This is a genomic window from Rheinheimera mesophila, assembly GCF_000986865.1.
GTDB classification, from domain to species: domain Bacteria; phylum Pseudomonadota; class Gammaproteobacteria; order Enterobacterales; family Alteromonadaceae; genus Pararheinheimera; species Pararheinheimera mesophila.
In genome coordinates, this window is record NZ_LAVS01000057.1 from 1 (window position 1) to 3,568 (window position 3,568).

General features: G+C 49.4%; 5 protein-coding genes. 1 reads left to right on the forward strand and 4 read right to left on the reverse strand.

Translation table 11 applies throughout. The features are described 5' to 3' along the window. The 4 genes from SD53_RS12455 to SD53_RS12470 form a co-directional block, all read right to left on the reverse strand. The coding region (locus SD53_RS12455; protein ID WP_046520543.1) for a pyridoxal-phosphate dependent enzyme at nt 1–269 on the reverse strand (269 nt) is incomplete at its 3' end. A 78-nt stretch (nt 270–347) separates the two neighbouring features. Further along, the gene (locus tag SD53_RS12460) at nt 348–1,106 is read right to left on the reverse strand and encodes a TrmH family RNA methyltransferase (RefSeq protein ID WP_046520526.1); all 759 of its coding nucleotides are present in this window, start codon (nt 1,104–1,106) and stop codon (nt 348–350) included. A 267-nt stretch (nt 1,107–1,373) separates the two neighbouring features. Continuing rightward, nucleotides 1,374–1,604 carry an amidohydrolase family protein gene (locus tag SD53_RS12465; RefSeq protein ID WP_046520544.1) on the reverse strand — a complete coding sequence of 77 codons (231 nt, stop codon included), beginning with the start codon at nt 1,602–1,604 and terminating at the stop codon, nt 1,374–1,376. Beyond that, on the reverse strand, nt 1,583–2,281 hold the full coding sequence (locus tag SD53_RS12470; protein WP_046520546.1) for a DMT family transporter: 699 nt from the start codon (nt 2,279–2,281) through the stop codon (nt 1,583–1,585). Before SD53_RS12470 ends, SD53_RS12465 begins: the two co-directional genes overlap by 22 nt. A gap of 171 nt (nt 2,282–2,452) precedes the next feature. On the opposite strand from SD53_RS12470, the gene SD53_RS12475 reads away from it, so the two are divergent. Then, nucleotides 2,453–3,430 carry an ATP-dependent 6-phosphofructokinase gene (locus tag SD53_RS12475; protein ID WP_046520545.1) on the forward strand — a complete coding sequence of 326 codons (978 nt, stop codon included), beginning with the start codon at nt 2,453–2,455 and terminating at the stop codon, nt 3,428–3,430. Nucleotides 3,431–3,568: the final 138 nt, after the last annotated feature.

Here is a 3,568-nt window from a genome sequence, read left to right on the forward strand (position 1 = left end):
AGCTTCATTTTATAGCCTTTAATAGCCGCAGCCATCGCCAGTGCTATGCCGGTATTACCGCTGGTCGCTTCAATCAGGCAGTCTCCTGGTTTTATGTCGCCACGTAGCTCAGCCTGTTGCAACATAAAAAGAGCGGGTCTGTCTTTGACTGAACCCGCCGGATTATTGCCTTCCAGCTTTAACAACACTGTACTTTGGGTGTGATTGGCCATACGTTGCAAACGGACCAAAGGCGTTTGGCCAACATAGTCTTCGAGGGTAGGGAACATAAAACCTCAGTGGGACGGAACAAATTGCGCTTAGTGTAGCGGATCTGACATTGTGCCGACAGACAGATCCGCTATAACTCAGACCATCGACGACACTGAAAGACGTTTCAGGTTATCGCATAAAATAGCAGTGGCTATGCCGACATTCAGCGACTCTGTATCGCTAAAGGCCGGGATAGTGACTGGATGACTGATCACGGGCTTGAGCGCCGGATTAATACCATTGGCTTCATTGCCCATCACCAGATAACCACCAGCCTTGCTGAGCTTTAACTGATGCACTGACTCGCCTTCCAGGTAAGCACCGTAGATTGGCATTGTGCTTTGCTCTAATACCGGCAATACATCCTGATAATAAAGTTTTACCCGTAAAAATGAGCCTTTCGCTGCAGCTATCACTTTGGGGTTATACAGATCGACTGTGTCGGACGAGCACAAGACATGACGGATACCATACCAGTCAGCCACCCGGATAATAGTGCCTAAATTACCAGGGTCGTTGATTTGATCTAACACTAGTACCCAGTCGCCTGGCTGCTCTTTGAATGGGCTGGCTACTGGTATTTCAGCCACAGCCAAAGCGGCGTTATTACTCGCAAAAGTACCCACCTGCACCAACTCATGTTCAGTGCATTGCTGTATCAAATCGGCTTTAGTGCACAGAGCATGATGCTGCTGCAAAAACTGCTCTGTGCCAAACACTGCACGCACTTTCCATGCACTGTGCAGCAATTCCAGCACCGATTTTTCGCCTTCAACAAAAAACAGTTGTTCGGCTTTGCGGTATTTTTTTTGCTGCAGGGATCGAATAAGTTTCGACCATTTCTGACTAATCATAAACCCTTCTTACTTGAAGCTGCAGCCGCGTTGACTGCGTGCTCTCGCCCCGGTCACATAGTGGCCTATGCTCCCGGGGACTCGTTTACTTGTTGCCTTGCTGCAACTCCAATTAACTTGGGTTACACCTTCTTACTTGAAGCCGCAGCCGCGTTGACTGCGTGCTCTCGCCCCGGTCACATAGTGGCCTATGCTCCCGGGGACTCGTTTACTTGTCGCCTTGCTGCAACTCCAATTCATTTGGGTTACAGCCCTCTTACCTGAAGCCTACATCGAGGCCTGGTATTTTTGTTGTCCCGCCACCCATGTTTGTTGCACTTTAGCTTGCCATAAGGTTTCCGGGGCTACTTTAAAAATATCACGGTCTAGCAGAATAAAATCAGCCCACATCCCCGGCACTAACGAGCCCATGCTGTGATCCTGAAAAGCGCCATAAGCGGCATCGAGCGTAAAAGATTTTAACGCCTGAGTTAAAGTCAGACGCTGTTCCGGTAACAAAACAGCACTATACCCCATTGCCAGGCCGATAAATGCGCCAAAGGGGCAAGGTCTGCAGAGGGCAGAAAACACAAAGCGCCCGCCACATAAATCAGCCACATAATTTGCTGGGAGTTAAAACTAAGCAATAACTGCTTTTGCGCTAAGGCATAACAAGCCCAGGCGATTGCAGCGATGATCACCAACAGCACCCCCACAGCCTCAGAGCCAAACTGCGTCAACAATAAGGCCAACCTGTCGTTAAAAAACAGCACTAAACCGATCAGCAACAACCAGGCCCCCACTTTTTGCCAGAACAGAAGCCGTTCTTTAAACAGATAAACTGCACCTAACATCATCAAAAATGGTGCCAGTTGGATCACCACCTGCGCTGTTTCCGCGGTTAGCAAAAATAACCCTTTCAGATACAAAATGTAATTTAACAACAGACCTGCGATTGCCAGGACGATCAATAGTTTCTTTTTTACACTCAGGCCCCTAAACGACGGGAGCTGCCTGCGAGCCAGTAACACCAACCCCACCAGTCCGGCGGCCGCGACAAAACGGATCCAGGTGATGGTTGCCGCCGACATTGAATTTAATAACCATTTCAGCGCTATAGGTAATAAGCCCCACAACACTGCAGTAAGCAGCGCTAAACTAAACCCCAAACCAACCCGGCCAGACGACTGATGCATACCCTCTCCTTTTTAAGGCTGCTATTATCCTTCAGATGTCGGACTTTGTCTGTGAACAGCGACCTTAGGTCAGGAAAATAAGTCAGAATGTGACCCAGCTCTTGTCCCAGATCAATACCATGGGGTACGGCTGATTTAACATGAAACCAATACAACCCCGGAGACTGCACTATGAAACGGATCGGAGTACTGACCTCAGGAGGCGATGCGCCTGGCATGAACGCCTGTTTAAGAGCTTTGGTACTGACAGCGCATGCCAACGAGCTTGAGGTGGTAGGTTTTCAGTATGGATTTAACGGGGTCATCGAACAGCAGTATCACCACTTATTGCCTTACCATGTCAACGGTATCATTCAAAATGGCGGCACTATCTTAAAAAGTGCACGCTGTGAAGCCATGCACAGCGCAACAGGTTTACAGCGCGCAGCGCAAAATCTGCATGATCTGCAGATAGATGCTTTACTGGTGATAGGTGGCGACGGTAGTTTCCGTGGCTGCGTTGAATTGTCTGCCTTTTACAATGGCCGGCTGCTTGGTATACCGGGCACGATAGACAATGATGTCGATGGTTCAGACTTTACTATTGGTTTTGCCACCGCCTTGGATACAGCGCTGGATGCGATAGATAAAATTCGTGATACCGCCGATGCCTTTGAGCGGATTTTTCTAGTGGAAGTCATGGGCCGTCATACCGGCTATTTAGCCGTTGCCGCTGGTATTGCTGCAGGTGCAGAACAAATTATTTGTCCTGAACTTGCCTCTGAGCTTGATCTGGACAGAATAGCCCTGCATGTTGAACAAGCCCGCAAGCACAGGGGAAATTGCAGTTATATCATTGTGCTGGCGGAAACTATGTATCCAGGCGGAGTATCCGCTTTAGCCGCTGATTTGGAGCAACGCGGAATTGAATGCCGGGCTGCTATTTTAGGTCATATTCAGCGGGGTGGCCGCCCTGTCGGGGCGGATCGTATTCTTGCCACTAAACTGGGCGCCTATGCGGTGGAGCAACTGTTACAGGGGGCGCATCTGATGATGGCGGGCGAAATGAACGGTCAGGCCGGTTTATATCCGCTGGCACGAACCGGAGAGAAGAAAAAGCAGGTCGATAGCTATTTATTACGCTGGCAACAGCAGGTGGCACAGTACTAGATCAAAAAAGCCTCCTTACGGAGGCTTTTTTCAGGCACAACTTAAGAGTTAAACACCATTTTGACCCGGTCTTTGTAGCTGCGGCTGACTTTCACCGCTTGTCCATTGGTCAGCATCAACTGATGTTCGCCATTGGCG

Bases quoted from the DNA above. Each gene is read 5' to 3' on its own strand.
- SD53_RS12460 (WP_046520526.1), bottom strand. From the start codon at position 1,106: ATGATTAGTCAGAAATGGTCGAAACTTATTCGATCCCTGCAGCAAAAA.
- SD53_RS12470 (WP_046520546.1), bottom strand. From the start codon at position 2,281: ATGCATCAGTCGTCTGGCCGGGTTGGTTTGGGGTTTAGTTTAGCGCTG.
- SD53_RS12475 (WP_046520545.1), top strand. From the start codon at position 2,453: ATGAAACGGATCGGAGTACTGACCTCAGGAGGCGATGCGCCTGGCATG.